Annotated in this window: 28 protein-coding genes and 1 pseudogene; 1 reads left to right on the top strand and 28 read right to left on the bottom strand. The window is 52.6% G+C overall.

Annotated elements, in window-relative coordinates:
• Positions 1-49: 49 nt before the first annotated feature.
• The 12 genes from NYE33_RS17820 to NYE33_RS17765 all read right to left on the bottom strand — a co-directional run bounded on the left by NYE33_RS17820 (position 50) and on the right by NYE33_RS17765 (position 9,543).
• Positions 50-691, bottom strand: coding sequence for a hypothetical protein (locus NYE33_RS17820; RefSeq protein ID WP_039308800.1), 642 nt, complete (start codon positions 689-691; stop codon positions 50-52).
• A gap of 114 nt (positions 692-805) precedes the next feature.
• Positions 806-1,189: an aspartate 1-decarboxylase gene (gene panD / locus NYE33_RS17815; RefSeq protein ID WP_039308797.1), complete on the bottom strand. Its 384-nt coding sequence runs from the start codon at positions 1,187-1,189 to the stop codon at positions 806-808.
• Positions 1,182-2,072, bottom strand: a complete 891-nt coding sequence (panC, locus tag NYE33_RS17810; protein ID WP_341066814.1) for a pantoate--beta-alanine ligase — start codon at positions 2,070-2,072, stop codon at positions 1,182-1,184. The genes panD and panC overlap by 8 nt, the downstream gene beginning before the upstream one ends.
• Position 2,073: 1 nt before the next feature.
• The gene (gene panB / locus NYE33_RS17805; protein ID WP_341066813.1) at positions 2,074-2,940 is read right to left on the bottom strand and encodes a 3-methyl-2-oxobutanoate hydroxymethyltransferase; all 867 of its coding nucleotides are present in this window, start codon (positions 2,938-2,940) and stop codon (positions 2,074-2,076) included.
• A 319-nt stretch (positions 2,941-3,259) separates the two neighbouring features.
• Positions 3,260-4,060: a biotin--[acetyl-CoA-carboxylase] ligase gene (locus NYE33_RS17800; RefSeq protein WP_076243336.1), complete on the bottom strand. Its 801-nt coding sequence runs from the start codon at positions 4,058-4,060 to the stop codon at positions 3,260-3,262.
• Positions 4,050-5,393 carry a CCA tRNA nucleotidyltransferase gene (locus NYE33_RS17795; RefSeq protein WP_341066812.1) on the bottom strand — a complete coding sequence of 448 codons (1,344 nt, stop codon included), beginning with the start codon at positions 5,391-5,393 and terminating at the stop codon, positions 4,050-4,052. The genes NYE33_RS17800 and NYE33_RS17795 overlap by 11 nt, the downstream gene beginning before the upstream one ends.
• Before the next feature lie 10 nt (positions 5,394-5,403).
• A complete protein-coding gene (gene bshA / locus NYE33_RS17790) occupies positions 5,404-6,561 on the bottom strand; it encodes an N-acetyl-alpha-D-glucosaminyl L-malate synthase BshA (RefSeq protein WP_042138601.1) in 1,158 nt (385 codons plus the stop codon).
• 92 nt (positions 6,562-6,653) lie between these two features.
• Positions 6,654-7,358: a bacillithiol biosynthesis deacetylase BshB1 gene (bshB1, locus tag NYE33_RS17785; RefSeq protein WP_042138603.1), complete on the bottom strand. Its 705-nt coding sequence runs from the start codon at positions 7,356-7,358 to the stop codon at positions 6,654-6,656.
• On the bottom strand, positions 7,358-7,780 hold the full coding sequence (gene mgsA / locus NYE33_RS17780) for a methylglyoxal synthase (RefSeq protein ID WP_039309895.1): 423 nt from the start codon (positions 7,778-7,780) through the stop codon (positions 7,358-7,360). Before mgsA ends, bshB1 begins: the two co-directional genes overlap by 1 nt.
• A 15-nt stretch (positions 7,781-7,795) precedes the next feature.
• Positions 7,796-8,599 (bottom strand): 4-hydroxy-tetrahydrodipicolinate reductase, encoded by an 804-nt coding sequence (gene dapB, locus NYE33_RS17775; RefSeq protein ID WP_042138605.1) that lies wholly within the window; start codon positions 8,597-8,599, stop codon positions 7,796-7,798.
• A 33-nt stretch (positions 8,600-8,632) separates the two neighbouring features.
• Positions 8,633-9,154 carry a tetratricopeptide repeat protein gene (locus tag NYE33_RS17770; RefSeq protein ID WP_042138606.1) on the bottom strand — a complete coding sequence of 174 codons (522 nt, stop codon included), beginning with the start codon at positions 9,152-9,154 and terminating at the stop codon, positions 8,633-8,635.
• Positions 9,155-9,213: 59 nt separating this feature from the next.
• On the bottom strand, positions 9,214-9,543 hold the full coding sequence (locus NYE33_RS17765) for a nucleotide pyrophosphohydrolase (protein ID WP_039309889.1): 330 nt from the start codon (positions 9,541-9,543) through the stop codon (positions 9,214-9,216).
• A gap of 167 nt (positions 9,544-9,710) precedes the next feature.
• Here NYE33_RS17765 and NYE33_RS17760 point away from each other — a divergent pair, with 167 nt between their 5' ends.
• On the top strand, positions 9,711-10,583 hold the full coding sequence (locus tag NYE33_RS17760) for a YitT family protein (protein ID WP_042138607.1): 873 nt from the start codon (positions 9,711-9,713) through the stop codon (positions 10,581-10,583).
• A gap of 398 nt (positions 10,584-10,981) precedes the next feature.
• Here the strand turns inward: NYE33_RS17760 and NYE33_RS17755 are convergent, their stop codons facing one another.
• The 16 genes and pseudogenes from NYE33_RS17755 to hisC all read right to left on the bottom strand — a co-directional run bounded on the left by NYE33_RS17755 (position 10,982) and on the right by hisC (position 24,303).
• Positions 10,982-11,887 carry a sporulation protein YpjB gene (locus NYE33_RS17755; RefSeq protein WP_052421946.1) on the bottom strand — a complete coding sequence of 302 codons (906 nt, stop codon included), beginning with the start codon at positions 11,885-11,887 and terminating at the stop codon, positions 10,982-10,984.
• A gap of 55 nt (positions 11,888-11,942) precedes the next feature.
• A complete protein-coding gene (locus NYE33_RS17750) occupies positions 11,943-12,590 on the bottom strand; it encodes a DUF1405 domain-containing protein (RefSeq protein WP_341066811.1) in 648 nt (215 codons plus the stop codon).
• 189 nt (positions 12,591-12,779) lie between these two features.
• Positions 12,780-13,655, bottom strand: coding sequence for a menaquinol-cytochrome c reductase cytochrome b/c subunit (locus NYE33_RS17745; protein WP_042138609.1), 876 nt, complete (start codon positions 13,653-13,655; stop codon positions 12,780-12,782).
• Positions 13,656-13,753: 98 nt separating this feature from the next.
• Complete coding sequence (qcrB, locus tag NYE33_RS17740) at positions 13,754-14,425, bottom strand: menaquinol-cytochrome c reductase cytochrome b subunit (RefSeq protein WP_020427667.1); 672 nt, start codon at positions 14,423-14,425, stop codon at positions 13,754-13,756.
• A 5-nt stretch (positions 14,426-14,430) separates the two neighbouring features.
• Positions 14,431-14,985, bottom strand: coding sequence for a ubiquinol-cytochrome c reductase iron-sulfur subunit (locus NYE33_RS17735; protein WP_042138610.1), 555 nt, complete (start codon positions 14,983-14,985; stop codon positions 14,431-14,433).
• 221 nt (positions 14,986-15,206) lie between these two features.
• A complete protein-coding gene (locus NYE33_RS17730; RefSeq protein WP_042138611.1) occupies positions 15,207-15,632 on the bottom strand; it encodes a DUF2487 family protein in 426 nt (141 codons plus the stop codon).
• An 80-nt stretch (positions 15,633-15,712) separates the two neighbouring features.
• The gene (locus tag NYE33_RS17725) at positions 15,713-15,892 is read right to left on the bottom strand and encodes an IDEAL domain-containing protein (RefSeq protein WP_039309877.1); all 180 of its coding nucleotides are present in this window, start codon (positions 15,890-15,892) and stop codon (positions 15,713-15,715) included.
• 18 nt (positions 15,893-15,910) lie between these two features.
• A complete protein-coding gene (locus tag NYE33_RS17720; protein ID WP_171716670.1) occupies positions 15,911-16,417 on the bottom strand; it encodes a gamma carbonic anhydrase family protein in 507 nt (168 codons plus the stop codon).
• Positions 16,418-16,428: 11 nt separating this feature from the next.
• Positions 16,429-17,517: a hypothetical protein gene (locus tag NYE33_RS17715; protein WP_076243340.1), complete on the bottom strand. Its 1,089-nt coding sequence runs from the start codon at positions 17,515-17,517 to the stop codon at positions 16,429-16,431.
• A 90-nt stretch (positions 17,518-17,607) separates the two neighbouring features.
• Positions 17,608-18,195 (bottom strand): histidine phosphatase family protein, encoded by a 588-nt coding sequence (locus NYE33_RS17710; RefSeq protein ID WP_076243341.1) that lies wholly within the window; start codon positions 18,193-18,195, stop codon positions 17,608-17,610.
• 157 nt (positions 18,196-18,352) lie between these two features.
• The gene (locus NYE33_RS17705; RefSeq protein WP_052416585.1) at positions 18,353-18,796 is read right to left on the bottom strand and encodes a hypothetical protein; all 444 of its coding nucleotides are present in this window, start codon (positions 18,794-18,796) and stop codon (positions 18,353-18,355) included.
• A gap of 51 nt (positions 18,797-18,847) precedes the next feature.
• Positions 18,848-18,943, bottom strand: a pseudogene (locus tag NYE33_RS36545) (anti-sigma factor family protein); the annotation flags it as partial.
• Between the two features lie 5 nt (positions 18,944-18,948).
• A complete protein-coding gene (locus NYE33_RS17700) occupies positions 18,949-19,536 on the bottom strand; it encodes an RNA polymerase sigma factor (protein WP_039309865.1) in 588 nt (195 codons plus the stop codon).
• Positions 19,537-20,215: 679 nt separating this feature from the next.
• Positions 20,216-21,607, bottom strand: a complete 1,392-nt coding sequence (ltrA, locus tag NYE33_RS17695; protein WP_081969805.1) for a group II intron reverse transcriptase/maturase — start codon at positions 21,605-21,607, stop codon at positions 20,216-20,218.
• Positions 21,608-22,053: 446 nt separating this feature from the next.
• A complete protein-coding gene (locus NYE33_RS17690) occupies positions 22,054-23,148 on the bottom strand; it encodes a prephenate dehydrogenase (RefSeq protein ID WP_039301851.1) in 1,095 nt (364 codons plus the stop codon).
• A 57-nt stretch (positions 23,149-23,205) separates the two neighbouring features.
• Entirely contained in the window at positions 23,206-24,303 is a 1,098-nt protein-coding gene (gene hisC / locus NYE33_RS17685) for a histidinol-phosphate transaminase (RefSeq protein ID WP_341066810.1), read from the bottom strand.
• Positions 24,304-24,355: the final 52 nt, after the last annotated feature.

Genomic DNA, 24,355 nt, shown 5'->3' with positions numbered 1-24,355 from the left:
GCACACCCCTGGTGAAGTAGGTTGCATCGCTTAAACGGATGAAAATTAATTATAAAAGCGAGACCAGCTGTTGTCCGAACTGAAGCTTCCCGCCCCGCTTGCGGCAAACCTCCAGGTTAATGTTCGGCTCAGGAAGAGCGGGATCATGCAGCAGAGAAAGGCTGAACAGCTCACTTGCTTCATTAAAACGTTCCTGAGAAGCTCTGATGCAGCCAAGCGCATTATAAATCATCGCCTTCAGCTTCGTTTCACGGATGAGGCCGAGCATATGATTCAGATGCCCCCAAGCCGTCTCCCCTTCACCCTCCTGCAGATAAGCCATAGCCAGATACAGCCGGGCAGCCAGACTGTCCGGGTGCCGGGCAGTGACTTCCTTGAACTGTTCGATACATTTGCGGTACATAAGCAGCTTATAATAACCCTGTCCCCTGACAAAAGCATCCATAGCAAGCTCTGGCGCTTCCTCCTCAGGGATTTCCTGCTCCGGCTGCGGCTGAAAATCTGCCTGATCGCGGAACTGGCTAAGCTTCTCGGCAAAGGCCAGCCATTCATCCATTACATCATCGCTGATCCTGTGGAGCATATTATATTTGGATAAAAGGTCGTTGCGGCGGGCACCCTCCGCAGTAGGATAGTCAGCACTGATCTCCTGCAGCATCTTGTTCATCTCAGCAAATAAATGTTGAAACACCGGACATCCCACCCTTACTGATAATGAATTCAGCTTAAGCTTGCCTGACTTCATTTTTCACAAGTCGGGGTGTCTTCATCCCTGCCATTGATTACATGGCTCAAACAGTGGGTTTTAGGCAATCGTCGCGTGAATCTCATGATCCGCCAGCTTCACCGGCTGATTGTCGGCATCTACAAATACAACGGTCGGCTTATGGTCCGCCAGCTCTTCGGATGACAGCATGGCGTAAGAAATAATGATAACGGTATCCCCCGGCTGCACGAGGCGAGCGGCTGCACCGTTCAGACAGATAACGCCGCTGCCGCGCGGGCCCGGGATTACATAGGTTTCCAGCCGGGAACCATTGTTGTTATCCACGATCTGCACTTTCTCGTTCTCCAGCAAATCCGCGGCTTCCATCAGATTCTCATCTATGGTAATGCTGCCGACATAATTCAAATTGGCTTCGGTGACGGTAGCACGGTGAATTTTGGATTTCATCATATGTCTAAACAAGAGCGTGAGCCTCCTTGGGAATAAATACATTATTGTCGATCAGGCGGGTTCTGCCGAATTTCACGGCAAGTGCCATAATCACCTCTCCGCCGGCAGCACTCAGCTTACCGCCGCCTTCCAGGCTCTCCAGATCCGGGAAAGTCAGGATTTCCGCGTAATCGATGACCGCAAGCGGGGATTCAGCAATAACTGAAACCAGCAGCGCCCGGGCCTCCTCCACCGTTCTCACCTTGCCGTTCTCCAGTGCCTGGCGGACTTCGCGCAGGGAACGGGACAACACCAGTGCCTGTCTGCGCTCTTCAGCGCTCAGATAGACATTGCGTGAGCTGAGGGCCAGTCCGTCTTCTTCCCGCACGATCGGGCAAGCGATAATTTCAACATTCATATTCAGGTCCGCCACCATCCGGCGGAGAACAGCTACCTGCTGGGCATCCTTCAATCCGAAGAAGGCATAATCCGGCTGTACAATATTGAACAGCTTGCTGACCACCGTAGTCACTCCGTCGAAGTGACCCGGACGCGAAGCTCCGCAGAGCTGTGTTGTAAGGGAAGACACCGAAACTCCCGTGCGGATCGGCTGAGGGTACATTTCCTCGACACTAGGGATATACACAATATCCGCACCCTCGCGTTCAGCAAGCGCCAGATCACGCTGCTCATCGCGGGGATAGGAAGCATAATCTTCATTAGGACCAAACTGCAGCGGATTGACAAATATACTCATCACCACTGTGCCGCTCTTCTCACCTGCTGCGCGCAGCAGGCTGGCATGGCCTTCATGCAGATAACCCATGGTAGGTACAAAACCGACCGGCCCATGGCCGCCTTGACGCATATATTCCAGCGCTTCACGCAGCTGTGCAATTGTTCTGATTACTCTCATCTTATTTCGCTCCTTTGCCGGCACCGCCGTATAGGGATTCCAGTACCGTTTCATCCGCGTTAAACACATGTTCCTCCGCCGGGAAGGAGCGGTCTTTCACTTCCCGCACATAGCTGCTGATGCCTTCACGGATCAGACTGCCGACATCGGCATAGGTTTTGACAAACCGTTTCTCCCGGTAAGGGGAGGCATAGCGCAGCACATCATGGAACACCAGCACCTGTCCGTCACAATAGCGGCCCGCACCAATGCCGATGGTCGGAATACTGATTGCCCTGGAGATGGCTGCGGCCACTTCTTCCGTCACCAGTTCAAGCACGATGCCGAAGGCTCCGGCAGCTTCAAGCGCCTTCGCTTCATCGATCAGCCGCTGTGCATCCTTGGCATCCTTGCCCTGGATCCGGTAGCCGCCGATCATATTCACCGATTGCGGAGTCAAGCCGATATGTCCGAGAACAGGCACTCCGGCGGCAACTACAGCGGATACCGCATTGCAGATTTCAAGGCCGCCTTCCATTTTAACGGCATGGGCCTGACCTTCCTGCATCAGCCTGCGCACTCCGCGCAAGGTCTCATCCACACTTCCGTGATAGGTCATAAAAGGCATATCCGCGATGATAAATGTGTTCTGCGCCCCGCGCTTCACCGAACGGGTATGGTAGACCATATCGTCTATGGTAACCGGCAGAGTGGTATCGTAACCAAGCACGACATTCCCGAGCGAGTCGCCTACCAGAATCAGGTCGACGCCTGCCTCCTCAGCCAGGAGGGCCGAAGGATAATCATAAGCGGTCAGCATGCTCAGCGGCACACCTTCCGTTTTCATTTTTTTCATTTTGATAATATTCAGCGGATGTTTCTCAGCCATTAGCTCTCATTCCCCTTTTCCATAAAATACGCGTTACCGCGCAAACAAAAAAACCTTTTAGCATGGTCCGCTAAAAAGGTCCGAAGGGCAAAAAAGAGTCACTCGCGATCGTCCCTTCTGTCTCGGTCCTTACGGCTCAGAGCAGAATCCAACGTAACCGTTACATACAGTTATGAAGGTAAATCCGGTAAAACAACTCTATAAAAGTTCAGTTGCTTAAGTACAGCTCGCCATAGCGATGCCGCCTCTGAAGCTATTATAACAAAATCTGCAGACAATTACACCTAAAAATATGACATAAGGCGGCATGTCTTGACGCTCAGATCATTTCGATTTCCCCTGACAGCACGCTGGTAATCTCACCAGCGCTATTGCGCAGCCGCAGTCCTCCGTTGTCATCCAGACCTACTGCAGTGGCTTCGGTGCGGCCTAGCGGCGTGTTCACACACACCTGGCGGCCCAGCGTTACCGACATCGATTCCCAGAGCTCCCGAATAGGCCGGAAGCCCTGCTCTATGTATTGAAGGTACAGATATTCGAGCTCAGCCAGCACCGCTTCCGCAAGCCCGGTACGGTCAACGGGAATGCCGCCCCCTTCAATCAGCAGGGAGGTTCCCACCTCCTGCAGTTCAGCCGGGTAATCTTCACGGGTCAGATTAACGGCAATGCCGATTCCGGCTATACAGTAATGAAGGCCGCCTTCCCTAAGGGAGGATTCAAGCAGAATGCCGCAAATTTTGCGTCCGCCGGCCAGCAGATCATTAGGCCACTTGATGCCGGCGGGAACCCCGGTAACCTCACGGATCGCCGTGCAGACAGCTACACCTGCCAGCAGAGTCAGCTGCGGGGTCAGGGACAGCGGGAGATTCGGACGCAGCACCAGGCTCATCCAGATTCCCTTGCCGCGCGGGGAATGCCACTTCCGGCCCATTCTGCCCCGGCCGCCGGTCTGCTCCTCGGCCATAATCGCGGTGCCCTCAGGGGCACCGTTCTCGGCCAGCTTCTTGGCTTCCTCTTGTGTAGACGCCACCGAATCCATCCGTACGATTTCGCCAGGCCAGCTTGAAACGAAGTCCTCCCGCTTCATACGGCCGGACGGCAGCGTATCATCACTCTTCATCTCTATCCATCCTTTGTGCTTCCTGCAGCAATAATTGTTTGTCATTTGCAATGCCGCCGGCTGCGGCAGCCAGCAGCAGCTTGTTCAGCAGCACGCCAAGCCATGGCCCGGGCCGCTTCTGCAGCAATTCTGCCAGCTCGTTGCCCGTCACCGCCAGCTCCGCAAGACTGCGGAGCGGCATAGCTGCGGTCCAGGAGCGCAGGATCCGGGCTTGGACCGTGGCGTAAACGGGCTGCTGCCCGGCGGCGGGGCTGAGGACTGGCGGCACGGCGGTGGCAGGACCGAGGGCATCCTCCTCCGCCGCAAGCAGCGTCAGCCACCCTTCGGCGGCTGACTGGCCATGGGCCAGCACGGCGGCGATCCACCGCCGCCGCAGGCCCTCCGTGGCGCCTGGAGCATCCGGCGCCACCGAAGACAGCGCCGCGTCCCAGGCTTCGCGGACGCGCAGTACGGCGACGACGCTGCTGCGCGTCGCCCCCGGGAACGTCCATGCCCGCAGGAGCTCATCCGCCGCAGCGGCGGACGATCCCAGGGCATGCAGCAGGAGCGCCCACCGCAGGCGGGCGTCCTGCAGGTTCCCCAGACCGGCTGTACGGGCGGCGGCTGCCGCCAGGTCACTGCCGGTCCAGGGGAACGGCGCCTTGCCGCGCGGCAGCAGGCCGCTGCGCAGCAAGAGTGCCAGCCCGCGCTGCGGATGCGGGCCCTCTACGATGCGCTCGACCTCCGCGCGCACCCGCTCCACAGCAATATGCGCCAGCTTATTCCGCTGGCGCATCAGGCCGCGCCAGGTATTCTTGGCGATGGCGAAATCCAGCACGGAGGCGAAGCGCACGCAGCGCAGCATCCGCAGCGCATCCTCGCCGAAGCGTTCCTCCGCCAGGCCCACACAGCGGATACGACGGAGCTGAAGATCCCGCTCACCGCCAAAGGGATCAATCAGCACACCATTAAGCCCGGAGCACATGGCGTTGATCGTGAAATCGCGGCGGCGGAGGTCCTCCTTCACATCGCTCACAAAAAAGACGTGCTCCGGACGGCGGTGATCGGCATAGCCGCTCTCTGTCCGGTACGTCGTAACTTCAAAGCTATAACCATTCTGCAGCACAGTAACCGTGCCATGAGCCAGCCCGGTAGGAACACAGCGCGGAAACAGGGCCATAACCTCCTCCGGCAGTGCAGAGGTGGTCAGATCCATGTCATGCACCGGTCTGCCCAGCAGTTCATCGCGCAGGCAGCCGCCCACGAAATAAGCTTCATGCCCGCCCGCCAGCAGACCGGTGATGACGGTGCCGGCGGCTTCCGCCATGCCGGATGATGCCATTGTCCATTCCATGCCTTACTCCTTACCCCCGGATAGGATCCAGTCCGAGTACCTTGCGTCCAAGCACGCGGTAATATATATCTTCGTATTGATTCGTAATCATATCTCTGCTGAAATCATGACAGGCCCGTTCCAGACAGGCGCGTCTGAAGCTCTCTGCCATCGCGTCGTCCGAGAGTAGCTGAACCGCATAATCAGCCATAGTCTGAGTATCGCCTACCGGCGCGAGGAATCCGGTTTTGCCATGCTGAATCAGCTCTGGAATCCCGCCGGTCTGGGACCCGATGGTCGGAACGCCGCAAGCCATCGCCTCCAGGGCAACGAGCCCGAAGCTCTCCTTCTCCGAAGGGAGCAGCAGCAGATCAGCCAGTGAAATCACCTGGGCAATTTCATCCTGCTTACCCAGAAACCGCACTTTGTCCTCCAGGCCCATCTCGCTGATTTTGGCCTGAATCTTCGGCAGATCAGGCCCTTCCCCCACCAGAAGCAGACGTGAAGGCAGATGTTTATTCACCTTCGCGAATACATCCACCACATCACTTACCCTTTTAACCGGACGGAAGTTGCTGATATGCATCAGGATTTTTTCATCCGGAGCAGCGTAGTCACCGCGCAGGTCCGTTACATCGCGTGGATAATACACCCGTTTGTCCACGAAATTATAGGTCAGATCAATTTCCCGTGTAATATCAAGCGCCTTACGTGTTTCCTTGATGAGATCCTGGGAGACGGCAGTCACCGCATCACTCTCATTAATGCCCAGGCGGATCAGATCCTTCAGGGATTCATCCTGGCCCAGTACAGTAATATCTGTGCCATGCAGGGTTGTAACCACTTTAATGTCGTTGCCAAGGATCTGCTTGGCCAGAAAAGCACAGACCGCATGCGGCACCGCATAATGGACGTGGAACAAGTCCAGCTTCTGCATCTTGGCTACCTGGGCCATCTTGGTCGCCAGTGCCAGATCATAAGGCGGATAACGGAACACATAATAATCGTTAACCTCTACCTCATGATAAAATATATTTTTTTGAAACGTTCCCAGCCGGAACGGGATGCTGTGTGTAATAAAGTGGACCTCGTGGCCCTTCTCGGCCAAAAGCTTGCCCAGTTCAGTCGCCACTACGCCCGAGCCGCCAAGAGACGGATAACAAGTGATGCCTATCTTCAGCCGGTCCATAGCTCCGCCCCTTCATTTTACATAAATCTATTACTTCAAGTAATGACATGAATTTATTATAGTTGTTTTTCGGGCTTTTTCAAATCTGAGCCTTATTTACCGGCAGCACCGAAGTAATCCACCGTATGCGGCACCTTGCCGGCGAACCCTTCTGCATAAGGAATGAGCCTCCGCTGTCCGAGCAGCATATCTCTCGAACGGACGCGCTCGATATACCCTTCTGTTAAAGGAGTCTTCACAGCATCCTCACCAGGGAGTATGCCAAATTGCGACCGGTAGCAGGATAACGCCTGCTCTTTGAGCGGATATTGTTCCGTTACATCGACAATCAGATCAGTACGGCCCAGATCGTTAATGAAATAGAAATATAATTGCGGTTCAGGGATAGAAGGCATGTCCGGCATATACTTACGCAGCTTGGCGTTAAATACGGCCTCTTCCACCAGCTTGCTGCACGCGATATGATCCGGGTGCCTGTCCTCCCAGTAAGGGGCGAACACGATGGAAGGGGCATAGCGGCGGATTTCTGCAGTTACTGCCGCCAGATGGTGCTCTGTCATATAGAGCCCCCGGTCAGGAAGTCCCAGATTCGTACGTACCGCAGCCCCCAACATGTCTGCAGCCTGCTGAGCCTCAAGTTTACGAAGCTCCACCGTTCCGTTCGAAGACATTTCCGCCTGTGTCAGATCACACATCCCCACTTTGAAGCCGGCAGCAGTGTGCTTGGCGATGGTTCCCGCCATGCCGATCTCCGCATCATCGGCATGAGCGCCGAATACCAGAATGTCGAGTTTCATTATTCATCCACACCCGGTTTGTATTTATGTACCAGCTCGCGCCAGCCGAAATCTCCGCGGTCGATTGCCTTTACCAGAATTTCAGCTGTGGCAATATTGGTAGCCACCGGGATTCCATATACATCACACAGACGGAGCAGTGCCGTGATATCCGGTTCATGCGGCTGTGCCATAAGCGGATCGCGCAGGAAAATAATCAAATCAAGCTCATCCGTTGCCACCATGGAGCCAATCTGCTGATCTCCGCCCAGCGGGCCGGACATATAGCGGTGAATGACGAGTTTGGTTGCTTCCATGATCCGTTGTCCTGTCGTTCCGGTGGAATATAATTGATGCCCTTCAAAAACATGCTCATAGGCGGTTACGAAATTCACCATCTCATCTTTTTTGCGGTCATGTGCGATAAATGCGATTTTTAACATGTTGCTCTCCCCCGTCTATTCTATAAAATGCTCAAATCCGTAAATCAAACCGGTATACCCCATCACCTTCTGGATTCCCATCTTGACTCCCGGCATATACCCGGCACGCTCGTATGAATCATGGCGGATCTTAAGCGACTGTCCAAACCCGCCGAATACCACTTCCTCCTGGGCAAAAACCCCGGGAAGACGTACGCTATGAATCCGGAACCCGTTGTAGTAACCGCCGCGCGATCCCTCAATAATCTCTTCTTCCCCCGGGTGTCCCTGGCGAAGCTCCTGCCGTGCCTCAGAGATCATCTCTGCCGTTTTAATGGCTGTTCCTGATGGCGCATCCAGCTTCTGGTCTCCATGATACTCGATTATCTCCAGGTGCGGGAAATATTTGGCAGCCTGGGCCGCAAATTTCATTAGAAGAATGGCTCCGATGGAGAAGTTCGGTGCAATGAGTCCGCCGATCTCCTGATCCTGGCATTGCTTGTCCAGCTCGGCGATCTGTTCAGGCGTAAATCCGGTAGTCCCGATCACCGGACGTACGCCATATTTGATGGCCAGTGCAGTATTGCTGTAGGCTGACTGCGGAATGGTAAAGTCCACCAGCACATCTGCAGCAGCTCCTGCAAGAGCTGCCTCCAGGTCCGAAGTAACCCGAACACCACTATCCTCAAGGCCAACCATCCGGCCGGCATCGCTGTCGCCCGCAGAGCGGTCGACAGCGGCTGCCAGCTCCAGTTCATCATCCTGCAGTACCAGCTTCACAACTTCTTTGCCCATTCTTCCTCCGGCTCCGGAGACAATAACCCTGATCTTGTCGCTCAAATTAATTCCTCCCCGCTTTCCCTGGCTCTGATATTATTGTATATATTTTTGCAGCGATTTCTGCAGATCCTTCATCAGCTGACGCAGACCGGTATCATCCGGGTGCAGCGACATCACTTCTTTCAGTACAGCTATCGCCTGCAGATGCTCGTTCATCCGGCTGTGTGCAATAGCCAGCCATACATAAGCATCCCCATATAAGGGGTCCAGCGATACCGCTTCTTTCAGCAAGGTAACCGGATGGTATGGATTCACCGGCACCGCCGCCTCATCCTCCAGCAGCCGTTTTGCTTCCTGCACGAGCTGCAGTGCCTGCAAATGCTGAAGGTGCAGATCATATTCCGGTTTGGAACCATCCAGTTTGCGTGCGGCTACAGCGTGTTCAAGCGCCTTCTCCAGCATTCCGCTGCGGGCATAGGTGATGGAGCAGCGGTACCTTACCTCAGCATCATCCGGACTTGCCGCAATGGCCGCTTCGAACAGAGTGATGGCCTCAGCGAAGTCACTGCGCAGAATAGAGCGGTATGCCGCTTTTACATAGTCGTTATGATTCATATCCTCACCATCCTCACGGCTAAATCCCGTTCGTTTGGTACAGCATATGTAGTAAAGGCCTAATCGGTGTTTTTGAGTGTCCAGCGCCCGGCATCGCGGGTATTGAACTTGTGCATAACCTTGTTATGGGCTTCAGTAAGGTCTATGCCCAGTGAATTGGCGAAACAAACGGTAATGAAGAGAATGTCGCCCAGCTCCAGCTCGATCGAGTTATCGGCTTCATCCGCTTTTTTCGGTTTCTCGCCAAACTGATGGTTTACCTCCCGCGCCAGCTCTCCGACTTCCTCGGACATCCGGGCCAGCATGGACAGCGGGCTGAAATAGCCTTCTTTAAACTGTGAGATATACTGATCAACCTCACGCTGAATGTCACTAAGACTTTTATCCATAAATTGTTGTTTCACCCCCCGTATGTTCTTGCCTTCTGTTTGCCCCTATGTTATCGTAAAGACGTTTTGAAGACAAATCTTTTTTGAAAGTCTTTGTGGATTTGCGGCTGTATCCGTGAGAATAACTACCTATAAACTGCCCATTAGAGGCATACGCGAGGGATTATATGAAATCGTCAATTAAATTCAGCACCATCAGCAAAACCATTGCCCCCATCATGCTGGGAGCTGCAATCTACGCCTTCGGACTTCTGTACTTCATTGTACCCAATCAGCTGATGGAAGGCGGAGTCACCGGGATTACCATCCTGCTCAACTACGCCTTTAGCATACCGATCTTTTTGACCACACTGCTGCTGAATCTCCCGCTCTTCCTGCTTGGCTGGAAGGTGCTGGGGGCGAATCAGATCGTCTACACAGGCGTTGGTATCGGCGCCCTGTCGTTTTTCCTCTGGCTGTTCGAACGAATGATTAATGCAGGCTGGATTGTAACGTTCAGTACGGAGCATGATTTTATTCTTGCTTCATTATATGCCGGGGTAACACTGGGGCTGGGACTGGGGATCGTCTTCCGTTTCGGCGGCACCACAGGCGGGGTAGATATTGTAGCGCGGATTCTCGGACGCAAGTTCGGCTGGAGTATGGGACAGATTATCCTGGCAGTTGATGTGATCATTATTGGCGCTTCCCTGCTCTATATCCCCCGTGAAAAAATATTGTACACCCTGGTCGCCGTCTTCATTGCTTCACGTGTCATTGATTTCATTCAAGAGGGGGCTTACGCCGCCAAAGCGTTCACCATCATCAGTGATGATGCTCCGCAGATTGCCGAGCTGATTACCGCAGAGATGGAACGCGGCGTCACATTGATCCCGGCGATCGGAGCCTATTCCAAACAGGCCAAACATATGGTGTACTGCGTTGTTTCCAGACAGGAAATCCGCCGGCTCAGCCTGCTGGTCAAGTCTGTTGACCCTAAGGCCTTCGTCATTATCAGCGATGTTCATGATGTGCACGGTGAGGGCTTCCGGGAGACCTGATTAGCTGAGGGGAAGCTGTTAACATGAAATCCTGTACATAGTACAACATTCCCCTTATAATCTTGGCCATAATCCGAAATTGTTGTATAAAAGGCAACAATCCGCCTTCTCCAGGCGGATTAGCAGTGGAATTCTTGTATTCCATACAACAATCTTCCCGAATACACTGGTATATTGATATTCAAGTTGTAATATGTACAACATTTTTGTTTACACTGTGCAAACCTGAGGAATTCAGGTTCCGTCAGCAACATTGTACTTACTTCGTTAGTTGCAGTTTCAAATGTACTCAAAAAGCTCCCTTCATCCGCCTCAGCGGGAAGGGAGCTTTTGTGAGTATTGAGGATTCATACACCTGAGGGAAAGAACACCAGCTTCAGCGAATGCCACCCTCCCGGCTATACAGCCTTCCAATCGCCGTTCTGGCCCCGGTACTTGCGGTAAGCGGCGTAGGCCAGCACGGTAAGGATGAACGCGCCTGCCAGCAGCCCCCAGGCCCCGTACTGCTGCGGGGCGAGCGGCAGCGACAAGGCCGGCTCATCGCGCTCTTTGCCGAACATGACCCGGGCTGCATCCTGCCCGTAAGACACAATCTCCAGCAGCCGGGCCCGTTCCACCGGCTGCGCTGAGGTGGCGATCCCCTGGGCATACGAGATCCAGGAATCAAACGTATTGACAGCCTCGGGCGGCCGGGAGATGATCACCGCAGGCCGGATATTATCGTACCGGCTCTGCAGTCTGGCCAGAGCAGCCTTCCAGCTCTTCAGATCATTAGCGGCAGCGCCTTGCTCCATATTATTCAGATCCTCGCGGACCAGCTTGTAATACTGTAGCCACATGGGCTGTCGGGGGTGATTCAGACTGTTCGCGGCGAGCCGGAGCCTGGCTGCAGCAGCTTCCCACCGCTGGGGAGAAGCCTCTACAGCAGCCACTGCAGACTTCATGTCCATAATCACTGTAGAGAGCGCATGGATTCCCTCTACCGATGTCAACCCTTCGAAGGAAGAAGAGATAAAAATCTGCGAGATTTCCTCACTCTCCTGCCTAGCCTTGACCACATCGCCTTCAAGCACATAAGCATATAGGGCTTCGGCTGCCTGCTCCAGCCGCTGCGCCCCGCTTCTGCCGGTGAGGGCAGCGGGATCACTGACTGTGAATCCTGTTGCCTCTATGTATGCTTCAGTTCCAGAATTGGCACCAGCCGCCGCCGCTTCCGCTCCGGCCAGAACCCTACCTCCATTCATGCCAGCCAGCAGCCAGCACAACACAATCCCTGACAGTATGAACCTTCTCCTGCGCGGCATGAGACATCCCTCCCACCTTAATGTATGGCGGAAGGACAAGAGTTAGAACAGCCTGTCAGTGCCTCTCAGCAGGTTTGCCCGGAAGTGCAGGACGCCTTGTCCTGCCGCCGAATAACCACGCGGCAGCTGTGCTGAACAAGGTAAGGCCTATGGTGAAATACTGTACGGCACTGACATCATCATCCAGCACTGATGGCAGCCACGGAAATACGCCTTCAGAATAATCCACCATATCATTCGCGAAAGTCCATAACAGCGCAACGGGCAGCATTCTGCGGAAGGAGAAGTAGCGGGCATAGATCAGTGCTTCAACCGCCATTCCGGTATGAGAAATCATCAGCATCCAGTCTTTCCAGTTGACCGTATCGCCCTGATAACCGCCGGCCACAATCATGCTGACTGCCCAGATGCCGTATTTCACCGATGTGACTACGGCCAGCGCCTCGATCAGCTGACGAACCAAGGTTCCCGTAAGCCCCTTCGGCGGGTAGAGCAGCAGCAATAATGCAATTGTAAAGAACAGGCTGGCCGTAGGACTGTCCGGAACAAAGGGCAAGAGCCAGACAGGATAATTCTCAGCCGTGAACGCAAGCTGATTGCCATACCACATGTATCCGTAAACCGTACCCAGAAGATTCACGATGAACAACAGCCAGATGATCCTTCTGTCCCTGAATAATCTGTCAAACCAATGAACCGGCATATAGACAACTTCCTCCCGACTGTAGCAGCTTCAATGCTAAAACAAGTAGATACGGCCCTGCTGTCCTTTATAGGACGGACTCCGTATCAGCGAGGAATATAAGGATAAAGTATACCGTAAAACATATACTTTCTTATATTCAAGCAAAAACCTGACCGCATGCACGATCAGGTTTGCGTTAATTTTATTTTACTGTTCGCTTTTTTGTTTGGCAAGCCAGCCGGCCAGATCATCAATATCCTGTTCGGACAGCCCCGCTCCCATAGCGGTCTCGTACATCGGAGGCATTTGTCCTTTGCCTTCTTTAATAATAGTAAGAATCGCTGCCTTATCATGCTTATCCCCGACCCCGCGCAGGGAAGGCGGCCCTCCGGTGCCCTTCATATCTACCGCATGGCAGGATACACAGCTGGCTTGCTTATAGAGTGCCATCGCCGGATCATCCTTGTCCACAATGGCAATGTCCTTCGTTTGGACGACAGTTGTGGTAGGCAAGCCAGCTGCCCTGTTCTCGGCCGCTTTCTCCTCACGCTGCACATCCTCCGGAATCTGTCCCGTCTCCGCCATTTCGTGCTTGTATTCCGTCCAGGCGGTATTGGTCAGGTACACAATGGCCGCCAGGGACAGGAACATAAGTGAGGAAGCAATCGGTCTGCGGTAGAACCGGCGCTCACGGCCCGTATCCAGAAAAGGGGCCAGAAGCAGAGATCCAAACGCCACACCGGTCACGCCAAGCGTTCCCAGCACGATATAATCTCCCGATGCATAGGGCAGCTTGAGATACTGATAGAGAAACAGAAAGTACCAGTCCGGGATAGGAATTACCGTCGCTGTGGCATTCGCGGGAAATCCGAGCGGAGCCGGCTCCGATATCGTCAGAACCAGAATACCCACCAGCACCACTACGCCAACCATCCATTCCTTAAGCAGAAAGTTAGGTATAAAAGCTTCAGACTTGCCCGGATAGGCTGAATAGTCAGGCGGAGTAATGAACCCGTTGCCCCTGCGGACCCGGGAATCCCCTACGAATACCACCTTCTCTTTGGAGTCGTCTTTATGCGCCATGACCGTTCCTCCTAAAAGTTTTGTGAGTCTTTGCTTCTCGAACCGCTTCTTACAAAACCCGCTTCGGAAGCATACTCTTAAGTTTTGGTGAGCCTCAATTACAATGGGCCGGAAATTCCTTGTCTGCGGATCATAATGAAGTGTCCGACAAGCAGTATAAGCAGGACCGCCGGGAGGAAGAATACATGGAGGGCGAAGAAGCGGGTCAGCGTCTCGGCGCCAACAATCGTACCGCCCTGCATCAGTTCCTTCAGCACCGGCCCCATAACCGGAACAGAGTTCGCGATCTCCAGGGTAACCTTGGTTGCGAAGTACGCCTTGTTATCCCAAGGGAGCAGGTAGCCGGTTAATCCCAGCCCCAGCATAACGAAGAAGATCAGCATCCCGACGACCCAGTTCATCTCGCGCGGAGCTTTATAGGAGCCGGTGAAGAACACACGCATCGTATGAAGGAACATCATGACAATGACCAGACTCGCTCCCCAGTGATGCATCCCGCGGACAATCTGGCCGAAGGCAACTTTGGTCTGAAGGTACTCCACGCTGGCATAGGCATTTATGATATCGGGTACATAATACATCGTCAGGAACATGCCTGACAGAATCTGAATGACGGTTATGAAAAAGGTAAGTCCGCCGAAGCAATAGACAAAGGCTGAGAAGTGATGGGCCGGATTGACATGCTCGGGAACCTCGTGGTCGGCAACATCTCTCCAGATCGGCGTAATATCCAGACGTTCGTCAATCCAGTTATAGACATTTTTAAACATTGGATTCACGCCTCCTTCTTAGCTTCAGTATTTGGAACGATGTCGCCCAGATACACCCAGCCGCCGTCAATCTTGGTGGTGTACTGGTCAAGCGGCTTCGGGGCTACCGCCAGATTCTTGCCCAGTTTCGTATAACGCGCTCCGTGGCAAGGACAGTGGTATTCATCCGGAAAAGCCTTATCATTGTTCCAGCCTACCGTACAGCCAAGGTGCTTGCAGACCGGTGAAAGCGCATAAATTTCTCCGCTCTCATCTTTACGGATCCACGCCGTCAGCATTGCTGTACTGGCATACCATCCGTCCTGCTGCGGCAGTTCAAAGGTGAACTCCTGGGGCACATCGGTAATCTTGGACGTTTCCGCTACCTTGATAAAGTCTCCTTCGCCTTTTTTATGTAATATCGGGTCTACGGCAAAACGAATCATCGGCAGAATGGCTCCGGCTCCCATAAAAGCGGTGGCACCGCCTAGTGTATAGGCCAAAAACTGTCTACGCGATATATCCTTCCGTTGGGGCTGTTCTTGCGGAAGCGGTTCCTGTTCTTCATTAAGGCTGCTCATACTGTGTGTAACCCCCTTTTCAAAATTTGAGAAGGCACCTGCAGAGTCCGTTCAAAGACAATTCTGGTAATTAATTCGTTTTCAATGAAAAAAATCACATGACATATAAGTTCACCCTAATCATAGCTTAGGCTCCAAAACCCGTCAAGAATATTGTCTAAATTGTGACAGGCATTTGTGGCTGATTTCAGAATAATTGTTGATTTTTCGTCACATTTAACTCATTTTCCATTTAACCATAATCTCTGGATTTCATCCCGTATACGGGAGCTCACCGGAGTATCGGAATTCCTCTTCATTTCAGGCTGGCAAAGGAGTAAATCGCTTTCATAAACCTCTTCTGTTAAAAGCACTTCATTCGCGGATGACACGATGACATACTGGAAACCAATGGATTTGACTTTTTGGCAAAGGGCATTAAGTAAAGCTATACTTTCTGCTCCTGCATATTGTACCGCCGGATAAGTCACCACACGCCCTTGAAAAGGCTTCTCGACTAACTCGAGAAAATCACGCTGACGCTCCAGCGCTGCAACGGTCTCGGGAGGTGTCTCCGTCCCTTGAAGTCCTGTATACGGGATTACACAGGTATCGTAGAAATGTCCATCCGCTTCCCAAGTCTCGCGGTCAAAATCACTGAATTTCATCGGTTGGCCCCCTTCTTGCCGCTCATGCAGCATTTAGAACATCATAATTGTAAAAAAAGAAATGCGCCAGGCGCATTTCCCTATGCCAAACTTTTCAGTTCTTCAGTCAGATTCCGGAAAGCCGCCTCATCTCCGGCAGCCAGCGCCGTGTCAATCTTCCGGTACAAGATGTCGGTACGACGCTTTCTTAACGCTTCATCCCAAACCATTTCTGCAGCAAGCCCCAGCATCACTTCATAAGTAGCCTTCATTTTGTCCATTCGATACACCTCCGCTGTTTAAGAGTTTCCGTATTCCAATGCCTTCTTCACATAGCTTTCACTGGTGCGTGCCATCCTCAGCAGATCCTGTTCGGTCAACTCACGGATCACTTTGGCCGGGGTGCCTAAGGAGAGCGTGTACGGCGGAATGATTTTGTTTTCGGTTACAATGGAGCCGGCTCCTATTAAAGCATATTCACCAATCTCTGCTCCGTTCAATACAATTGCTCCCATTCCGATTAATGTGCCTTTGCCTATCCGGCAGCCGTGGATAATCGCGGAATGGCCAACCGATATATCGTCACCCAGAATTAGCGGTACACCCTCAGCCACATGACCCACCGTACCATCTTGGATATTGCAGCGCTCTCCGATTATCACCGGAGCCAAATCTCCTCTAAGCACGGCATTGAACCAGATACTGGATTGTTTCCCCATCCTTACATCGCCAACGAGCTTAGCGCCTTCCGCCACATAGACTGATTCATCAAGCTGCGGTATGTAACTCCCATAAGCAATCCGCATCTCTCTCCCCCTTACTTGAGCAGCAGCTTCGGTACGGCCGCTTCAATTCCCCAGGGCGTCATCATGACCACCGGTCCTTCGGCACCTTCTCCGAGTCTGATCATGCCCAGATGCAGCATCATCCGCAGAATACGCTGTTCGAGTATGGCGCCGGCGTCATCATAATAGAACGGCTTAATCAGCCAGCCCAGCCCTTCGGATAGCGAAGCCACTGTAACCCATCTGCCTGCACTAAGACTGATCCAATAGACTAGCGACGGCAGGTTTGGAATTGCGCCTTTATACAGTCTTAACCAAAAGGAGAATAACTGCATCAGCTTTTCCGATTTCCCTTCCTCCAGGAATTGTTCCCCTATGGCTGTGAGCTTCAGTCGGTAGCCCTCCTCCGAGATCCAGCGGCGGTGGCGGGCATAATCATACAGCAGGGCAAATCTCGGCGGATAATGCTCACAGGCCCTGCCGTAGCCGAATCTCCACCCGCCTTTGCCCAGCAGGGGCTCAGCAATTTGCAAGGCATTCATCACTCCCTGCTGATTGCGTTTATACAGCGCCCCCTCCTGGCCAAGTTCAGGCTCGTTCTCCTTCACATAGCGCAGGAAGAGCAGCAGATCACCCGCCAGCAGATCGCCCTCGCCCCGGTACATTGCCGGTTCAGGACTGGGAGTAATCCCTTCCTTCAGGTGCTCCCCCATCCTGTCGCGGAAGCGGTTCTTCAGATCCAGCGGGACCTGAAACAGATACCTGCTCTGCTGCGATGCACCGGTAAAGAGCCAGCCGCCGTTTTTGAACCTGCTGACCATATCGCGGTAGCTGCCGCTTTTACCGGAGGGTGTGTCAAAACATGCCTGCCTTGCGGCGGCAAGAAGATCTTCCAGACTGAAATGGCTGCGCTCATCAAAAAGCAAAGTGTTCAGGAACCGCAGTTCCTCCGGGGTACACCCCCGGATATGAGACTCCATAAACTCACGGCTGCCCAAGGTAATGAGAATACTCTGAATCAAATCATGTTTGGAATTCCGTTTGCACTCACATTCATAGCGTCCCGCAATGGCGGTAAGCTGACCAATGTCTGCGTAAGTGAGCATATCCGCCAGATTCATCTTTTATCGCCTCACCGTTTTACTACCATTATGGGAAATACAGCCCTTTTTATTCCTTATTACGCAAAAAAAATAACCCGAAGGGTCGGGTTAACGCTGATTCTGCAAGATATGACGGGTACAGTTGTACAATAACGGATTCCATTCCTGCTCATTTTTCTCCAAAATCGTCAGGGAGAGGTTGCCGAGCCGTTCTGAATACTTGTCTTTGTATAGCGCGGTATACAGCTGTGCAAGAAACCCTCCATGGGAGATGACCAGTACATTCTGATCCGGATAACGGGCTGAGAGATCCTCAAGAAAAGCAAGCCCGCGGACCTGAAGCGCCGCATCGCTCTCCTGCCCCAGTGTTAACTGATTCCAATCCTTGCCCCATTTAGCTTCGCGGGCTGCAGCCGTCATGCCTTCTACCTGGCCATAAGCGCGCTCGCGGATTCGATGATCCGGTTCCAGTAAAGGAATTCCAAGCTTAGCGGCAACGATCCTTCCTGTCTCAGCTGCGCGGGAAAGACTGCTCGTAATGCAATAGTCCCAGTGGTAGGGCTCCTGCAGAAGCCGGTCACCCAGCATCTCAGCCTGCCTGCGGCCTTCGTCGTTAAGCGGAATGTCACTTTGTCCCTGAATCTTACCTTCCGCGTTCCAATCCGTCAGCCCATGGCGTATTAAGCCGATCAGCATTGCCTATCACCTTTCCCTTCCATTTATGTTTGCTTAATAATGTAACACGAATGAAAACAAATGTCTTCTTTTTTAACAAAATTACAGGTCTATTCCTCACTTAAAGCTAATATCCGGATACGAAAAAGCCCTCTTCACTATTTAAGTAAAGGGGCTTTCATTGTCTGCGGTAACGGTTCAGGCGTACCAACAGGAATATAGACAACCCGACGCCAAGCGTCGACAACACCATCCAGTATTGCGGGTGGGAAGGGCCCATATTGGCTACAAGCGGTTCAATAATACCGCCCTCTGACTCGACCGGATAAGAAGATGACCAATCCAGTGTCAGTCCTGCCACACCTGTTTCTACAATCCCGCTCTGGGCCGCAGTAGTATTCGAGGGTGTTTTGAACATGGTGAAATATAAAAAGCTGGAGATGAACACAGCCAGAAAACAGGCGATCCATAGGCTCAGACGGCGGCGGAAAACAGCGGAGCTGCCCGCAGATTTACCGTCTCCGGGCATAAGCCAGGGGCTTTCCAGATAGATCCGCTCCATAACCTTGAGGTTAATCGCTTCTGCGCGTTCATCACTGACTTCAAATCTTGAGTCCTGCATAAGCTCACTTGTCTCCTGCCACAACGCCCATTCGGCACTGCAATAGGAACAAGTCGCGATATGTTTCTCCAGCCTAATCCGTCTGGGATCCGTGGGGGGAGCGTCCCACAAGAGCGGAATGGAATCCTGCGCTTCCCTGCAATTCATTGGCCTTACACCCTCTCAGCCTGCTCATCAAATTCAGGCTCATAGAAATAGGATTCGAGCTGAAGCTTCACACTGCTCCTGGCGCGGAACAATAGTGATTTCACGGAGCTGACACTCTGATCCAGAATCACTGCAATTTCCTGATAATCCATCTGATCATATTCACGCAGAATGAGCGCAGAACGCTGCTTCTCCGGGAGATTGTTAATTGCTTCACGGACCAGATTCATCCGTTCCTTACGTAATGCCGCCTGTTCCGGGGCAACGTCAAGCGGTGCCACAGGAGTATAACCGCTCTCTTCAAGCGATACATTTCCGGCACGGTTCTTGCGCAGCTCACTAAGCACCGTATTACGGGCGATAGTGTACAGCCATGTAGAAAAAGAAGCATCCACTTCACGGAACGAATGAAGACTCCGGAAAGCCTTGTAGAAGGTCTCAGAACAGAGGTCTTCGGCAATCAGCTCCATATGGGAATTCTTAAGCATGTGATACACGAACGCCAGTATCTTGCGTTGATAACGTCGCATCAATTCCGAGTATAATTCTGTATCTCCTTGCTTAATAAGCTGGATCAACTGGGAATCCGTCATGGTGAGTTCGGCCCTCCTCGCCCTTGCACGTGTAATCCCGTCCGGTCCGTATCTATTTATACCGGTCAGGTAAGAAAAAGTTGCGGCATTGCTACAAATTTGCACGATTAAATGAAATACTTCCTATGTATATTCAACCAGCCGTTAATTAAGGCATACTGTATGTAAATACAGAAAGAAATTCGCATCTTTACAAATTTCTATTACTGTTCAGATAGGCATATGGCTCCCTATACTTGGAAGAAATCTATAAACATACTTAACCCAGTATAGCATACATTCTAACAGGATGACATTAATAGACTTTTAGATTCAGCGGGAAGTCGAATATTGAAAGCGGTATTATTTAAGTTTGATAAAGGGGTTGACAGAATGTAACCGTATACATATAATAAAAGTACAGTATGGTTTCTCTCCACTCCTATCCAAACACTGCACGGTTCCAATTCATTGTGAACTGTAACCGCTTATTATGTAAGCGGTCTTTTTTTTGTCCATTTTTACGAACAATTGGGTATTTTACAGGCTGATGGCTGCACAGTGCGTTTCAGCGAAAAATAGAAGGACTAGTAATCATGCAGAGCAAATAAATTCTTAGATATCGAGTAGGAGGGGGCGGCAAGCCCCCGTCCTCTCACACCACCGTACATGCGGGTCCGCATACGGCGGTTCCAAAAGGTTAACAAAGTTCCAGATAGCGTGAAAGTAAACTCTTCAGCCCTTTTGCTTCCCAATAGGAAGTCGAAAGGGCGTTATTCGTGTTCCGGGACATTTCCCACGCGCCTCGCCGCGAGTTGGCCATCTTAAAACAAGCCCACTTTGGAACCCCGAGTGCTCGAAGCTCGCGGATTCGTGTACGTACTCGTTTCCACTGTTTCCACAGACACATTCGAAGTCTCCTCCGAATCCACTGGTCCAGTGTTTGGAAGTGTGTCTTCGCCGAGGCTAGACGGAAATAACCGAGCCAACCCATCAGATAGCGGTTCAGTCGGTAAATCCTTTCTTCCATGGAAATGGACCAGGTACGTTTCGTTAGCTCTCGAATTCTCCCTTTAAAAGCTGCGAGACTCTTCGGAGCAATCCGAATCGTTGCCTGTTTCTGGCTCAGGAAACTGAATCCTAAGAACTTTCGGTGCCAAGGTCTCGCTACCGCACTTTTCTCCCCGTTTACTTTCAGTTTTAGCTTTCCTTCTACAAACCGACTTACCGATTCCATGACACGCTCGCCTGCTCGTTTACTCGCCACAAAGATATTACAGTCGTCCGCGTAGCGTACGAATCGCAAACCTCGCCCGGTCAGTTCCTTGTCCAGATCATCCAATAGAATGTTTGCTAGAAGCGGACTAAGCGGACCGCCTTGTGGCGTTCCCTCCCGGCTACGCTCCCATTTTCCATCCACCATAACTCCGGCGTTTAAGTAAGCACGGATTAGCGTCAGCACTCTTTTGTCCTCCACTTTCCGCGCCACTCTTGCCATTAGCATGTCGTGGTTTACCTTGTCAAAGAATTTCTCCAGATCCAAATCCACGACCCATCTGAGGCCGCCTTGGATATATCTTTGGGCTTGTTTAACGGCGTCATGCGCGCTCTTCCCCGGCCGAAAGCCGTAGCTGTACCACGAGAATTGTGCGTCAAAGATCGGGTTCATGACTTGTAAAAGTGCTTGCTGGAGGAAACGGTCCATCACAGTCGGGATGCCTAGCTGCCGTACACCGCCTCCAGGTTTGGGGATTTCCACCCGTTTGACTGGCGCAGGTCTGTAAGTTCCCGTCAGAAGTTCAGTTTTCACCGATGTCCAGTGCGTATTCAGGTAAACTTGTAGATTCGCTACCGTTACACCGTCCACACCGGGCGCTCCTCCATTTTGCACCACTCGTTTGTAAGCGAGTCGAAGGTTATCTCCTTTGAGCATTTGCTCCAGCAAGTTGTTCTGGTCTTCGCGAGAGGAAGGGACGACTTGTGCCGACGAAGAACTCGGCGCTCCGGCATACCCTGACGGCTTCACCGCTTCTCTTTGCCGCAAGCTCCCTTGCGAGATATTCTGCTGTCGTTGCTCTTCATGCGAACGCATCGCTTTCCTCTCTCCTTTCGGTTCAGCCCTTCCGTAAATTGTTGCAACAGCTTACGTACTATGGCTTCTGCTGACTCCTGCCAGTTCAGCGCAGCCTCTCAGCTACGGTTACAAGTTTTTTTTCTTGCTTATCTGACAGGTCTCCCCAGATAAGAACGTCATCTGTCTGCCCGCGACCACTGGAGTATACCGCGCCAGCCCTTGGCGGCTTTGGATTTCGTCATGTTTAGGTGACTCATCCGACTGACACAGCCTCAAATCCAGTTCGTGTACCTTGGCCCGTGCTTTTGCCTCCGGCTTCCTTCAGATTCCACCTCACGGTGGACACCCTTGCCCTTGGCTAACGGTAGGCGCTCGCCAGCCCCCGTTCGGGACTTTCACCCTAAAGATGACGCCCATGCTGGGCGTACTAAGAAAAAGCCGGGGCATCATGCCCCGGCTCTTCGCTATACATATACCGTATAATCATTCTGCTGCAATACAACCTTAGCCCGCTCCATATCATGCTCCTGGCGGAACGACAGGCGCATGATCCCGGGTACATCCTCCCGGCTCTCAATAATCTGCACGTTGCTAAGGTTGATGCCCTGGTCGCCAAGCTCTGTGGTGATGCGTCCGATAATCCCGGGATGATCGGGAACATCAATATGAAGGTCGAACAACGGGACAATCATTCCTTTGCGGCGTTCAGGCAGCTGGCTGCGGAATTCATTCGCCTCATGGAAGGCCGACTCGATCCCCGCACCATCGCCCTGCTCCAGCAAATGAATGAATGAAGAAACCTCGTCATTCCAGTCTTTGAGCAGACGCAGCATAACCGAGCGGTTATTCAGCAGGATATCGCGCCAGATGATCGGATCACTTGAGGCAATCCGCGTAATATCCCGGAAGCCGCCTGCCGCAAGTGTGCTGTACAAAGAGTCTGAATCATGGTAAGCATGAATCTGATTGACCAGCGCCACCGCAATAATATGCGGCAGGTGGCTGATCGCTCCGACAATCTCATCATGGCGCTCCGGGTCAAGCCGGACAATATGCGCTCTGGTATGTAGAAGCAAGGATTCCAGTGCATGATAAGCTTCCTCCGGAACTCCGGGCGGAGGCGTCAGCACGTAATAGGCATTCTCGAACAGCAAGGAGGAGGCTGCCTCTACACCCGAGCGTTCCGAGCCGGCCATGGGATGGCCGCCGATGAAATGCACACCGGGAAGGTCAAGGGAAACTGCGCAGGCGGCTATGCTGGCCTTGGTGCTGCCGACGTCGGTGATAATACAGCCCGGCTTCAGCGGCAGGCGGCTTAGCTGCTGAAGATAATCCTCTATCATGCCAACAGGCACACACAGAAAAATATAATCGGCGCCAAGCGCCGCTTCTTCAAGCGATAGGGTAGCCTCGTCGACTACACCTCTGCTGACATATTTGATTGCTGATTCAGGACGGTGGGCATGCCCTACTACGGTCAGGCCCTCCTTGCCTTTGAAGCAAAGGGCCAGTGAGCCGCCGATCAGACCGACACCGAAAATTGCTATTTTTGTCGTCATGTTCTTAGAACTACCTGCCTTCTGTGATATCGTCAATCCTACTTCTTCTGATATAGGTTATGCGCGTACTCCCTGTTCTTCAAGCGCCTTCTCCAAAGCAGCGATGAAGGCCGTATTCTGCTCGGCAGAGCCGACAGTAACCCGGATGTAGGTAGGGTAGCGGTGGTGGCCTGCTCTCACGATAATACCTTGCCGCAGCAGGGCATCGAAGACCTCAAAGGCCGGCTTGCGCACATCCACCATGATGAAATTGCCGTGTGCCGGGAAGGACTCAAGGCCTAGGCGCTGGAATTCAGCCTGCAGCTGGACAATACCCGCACTGTTAAGCGACCGGCACTGCTGGACATATTGCTGATCAGCCAATGCAGCCAGCGCCCCTACCTGGGCTAAGCGGGTGGTATTGAACGGTTCCCGCACTTTATTGATCAAGGAGATAATCTGCGGGCTGGCCACGCCGTAACCGATGCGGAGTGCTGCAAGACCGTAGATCTTGGAGAACGTGCGGAGTACAACGAGATTGGGATAAGTATCCAGAAGTTTAATCCCGTCAGAGTAACTCAGATCGGTCACGTATTCGAAATATGCCTCATCCAGTATAACCATAACTCCAGCCGGAACTGCATCCAGGAAAGTAATCAGGGCATCCTCCGGCACAATGGTTCCGGTCGGATTGTTCGGATTGCAGATCCAGATTGCCTTGGTACGGTCCGTAATCTTCGCCAGCATGGCATCCAGATCATGGGTACCATTCTTCAAGGGCACTTCAATAGATACAGCACCTTCTATATCAGCGTTGCTCTTATAGACGGAGAAGGTCTGGTCCGCCATTATGGTCTCGTCACCGGGCAGGAAAAATGCACGCGCGATCAGAGCAATAATCTCGTCAGACCCGCAGCCGAAAATAATGTTGTCACTTGCTACTCCCAGATGCTCGGCCAATGCTGCAGTCAGCTCGGCAGCGGAACCGTCCGGGTATAAATACAGATTATCCAGTTCCGCTACAATAGCGGCTTTTGCGCTTGGTGCTGCCCCGTAAGGGTTCTCGTTGGATGCCAGCTTAATAACATCGCTTAAGCCCAGTTCCTTCTTGACTTCTTCGATCGGTTTCCCCGGCTTGTAGACAGGGAGGTCGACGATATTAGGTTTCGGGTTCATGGCCCATCCTCGCTCTCTAGAAGTAATTGGCTAGTATCAGGTCAGTATGCAG

This window comes from Paenibacillus sp. FSL R10-2199 (genome assembly GCF_038000235.1).
GTDB classification, from domain to species: Bacteria; Bacillota; Bacilli; order Paenibacillales; family Paenibacillaceae; genus Paenibacillus_AQ; species Paenibacillus_AQ phytohabitans.
This window is presented reverse-complemented; position numbering and strand designations above follow the sequence as displayed.

Excerpts from the sequence above, each read along its gene's own strand:
- NYE33_RS17750 (WP_341066811.1), bottom strand. The coding sequence starts at position 12,590 with ATGCCGGTTCATTGGTTTGACAGATTATTCAGGGACAGAAGGATCATC.
- NYE33_RS17795 (WP_341066812.1), bottom strand. The coding sequence starts at position 5,393 with ATGGAATGGACAATGGCATCATCCGGCATGGCGGAAGCCGCCGGCACC.
- NYE33_RS17705 (WP_052416585.1), bottom strand. The coding sequence starts at position 18,796 with ATGCAGGACTCAAGATTTGAAGTCAGTGATGAACGCGCAGAAGCGATT.
- mgsA (WP_039309895.1), bottom strand. The coding sequence starts at position 7,780 with ATGTTAAAAATCGCATTTATCGCACATGACCGCAAAAAAGATGAGATG.
- NYE33_RS17800 (WP_076243336.1), bottom strand. The coding sequence starts at position 4,060 with ATGAAGAGTGATGATACGCTGCCGTCCGGCCGTATGAAGCGGGAGGAC.
- NYE33_RS17760 (WP_042138607.1), top strand. The coding sequence starts at position 9,711 with ATGAAATCGTCAATTAAATTCAGCACCATCAGCAAAACCATTGCCCCC.
- NYE33_RS17735 (WP_042138610.1), bottom strand. The coding sequence starts at position 14,985 with ATGAGCAGCCTTAATGAAGAACAGGAACCGCTTCCGCAAGAACAGCCC.
- panC (WP_341066814.1), bottom strand. The coding sequence starts at position 2,072 with ATGAGAGTAATCAGAACAATTGCACAGCTGCGTGAAGCGCTGGAATAT.
- NYE33_RS17720 (WP_171716670.1), bottom strand. The coding sequence starts at position 16,417 with ATGCGGATTGCTTATGGGAGTTACATACCGCAGCTTGATGAATCAGTC.
- NYE33_RS17730 (WP_042138611.1), bottom strand. The coding sequence starts at position 15,632 with ATGAAATTCAGTGATTTTGACCGCGAGACTTGGGAAGCGGATGGACAT.
- NYE33_RS17765 (WP_039309889.1), bottom strand. The coding sequence starts at position 9,543 with ATGGATAAAAGTCTTAGTGACATTCAGCGTGAGGTTGATCAGTATATC.
- NYE33_RS17700 (WP_039309865.1), bottom strand. The coding sequence starts at position 19,536 with ATGACGGATTCCCAGTTGATCCAGCTTATTAAGCAAGGAGATACAGAA.
- NYE33_RS17755 (WP_052421946.1), bottom strand. The coding sequence starts at position 11,887 with ATGCCGCGCAGGAGAAGGTTCATACTGTCAGGGATTGTGTTGTGCTGG.
- NYE33_RS17770 (WP_042138606.1), bottom strand. The coding sequence starts at position 9,154 with ATGAATCATAACGACTATGTAAAAGCGGCATACCGCTCTATTCTGCGC.
- NYE33_RS17715 (WP_076243340.1), bottom strand. The coding sequence starts at position 17,517 with ATGAATCTGGCGGATATGCTCACTTACGCAGACATTGGTCAGCTTACC.
- hisC (WP_341066810.1), bottom strand. The coding sequence starts at position 24,303 with ATGAACCCGAAACCTAATATCGTCGACCTCCCTGTCTACAAGCCGGGG.
- NYE33_RS17725 (WP_039309877.1), bottom strand. The coding sequence starts at position 15,892 with ATGGACAAAATGAAGGCTACTTATGAAGTGATGCTGGGGCTTGCTGCA.
- bshB1 (WP_042138603.1), bottom strand. The coding sequence starts at position 7,358 with ATGAAACTCGACATTCTGGTATTCGGCGCTCATGCCGATGATGCGGAG.
- ltrA (WP_081969805.1), bottom strand. The coding sequence starts at position 21,607 with ATGCGTTCGCATGAAGAGCAACGACAGCAGAATATCTCGCAAGGGAGC.
- NYE33_RS17710 (WP_076243341.1), bottom strand. The coding sequence starts at position 18,195 with ATGCTGATCGGCTTAATACGCCATGGGCTGACGGATTGGAACGCGGAA.
- bshA (WP_042138601.1), bottom strand. The coding sequence starts at position 6,561 with ATGGACCGGCTGAAGATAGGCATCACTTGTTATCCGTCTCTTGGCGGC.
- qcrB (WP_020427667.1), bottom strand. The coding sequence starts at position 14,425 with ATGTTTAAAAATGTCTATAACTGGATTGACGAACGTCTGGATATTACG.
- NYE33_RS17690 (WP_039301851.1), bottom strand. The coding sequence starts at position 23,148 with ATGACGACAAAAATAGCAATTTTCGGTGTCGGTCTGATCGGCGGCTCA.
- NYE33_RS17745 (WP_042138609.1), bottom strand. The coding sequence starts at position 13,655 with ATGGCGCATAAAGACGACTCCAAAGAGAAGGTGGTATTCGTAGGGGAT.
- panB (WP_341066813.1), bottom strand. The coding sequence starts at position 2,940 with ATGGCTGAGAAACATCCGCTGAATATTATCAAAATGAAAAAAATGAAA.